This window comes from Mycobacterium sp. 852002-50816_SCH5313054-b, assembly GCF_001667185.1.
In the GTDB taxonomy this organism is placed as follows: domain Bacteria; phylum Actinomycetota; class Actinomycetes; order Mycobacteriales; family Mycobacteriaceae; genus Mycobacterium.
Genome location: NZ_LZIC01000028.1, coordinates 1 through 516, shown reverse-complemented (window position 1 = coordinate 516; position 516 = coordinate 1). Strand labels below are relative to the sequence as shown.

Annotated in this window: 1 protein-coding gene; it reads right to left on the bottom strand. The window is 60.9% G+C overall.

The window, feature by feature from the left end; translation table 11 throughout:
• The coding region (locus tag A5787_RS04655) for a class I SAM-dependent methyltransferase (protein ID WP_156763764.1) at positions 1-516 on the bottom strand (516 nt) is incomplete at both ends.

Below are 516 nucleotides of genomic sequence, written 5' to 3'. Positions count from 1 at the left end.
CGCGTAGTGCTCGCGCAGCAATTGCACCTTTTCGACGGTAAATCCGGCCGCCGGCGCCAACTCCACAATGTCTTCCTCCGCCGGCAATTGCCCGCCGGGAAAAATTTCCGTGTAGATGAATCGCGTGAATCGAATGTCGCGCATGGTCAGCGAGATGCCGCGCTCGTGCATCTGTTTTTGCGAGTGCCCGAGAATCGTATGCAGCAACATTCGGCCGTCGTGGGGAAGAATGTCGTAGGCGCGATCGAAAAACGCGGGCCAGCGTACCGACTTGAACGCTTCGAAGGCGCCGATGCTGACGATCCGATCGACGTTGTCGTCGAACTCCTCCCAGCCCTGCAGCCGGACCTCGACATTGCGCTCGGTCGGGATACCGGCCAGCCTCGCCTTGCTGTACTCGAACTGGTTGCGGCTGAGCGTGATTCCGATGACGTTGACGTCGAACTTCTCGATCGCCCGTTGCAGCGCCCCGCCCCAACCGCAACCGATGTCGAGCAACGTCATGCCGGGCTCGAG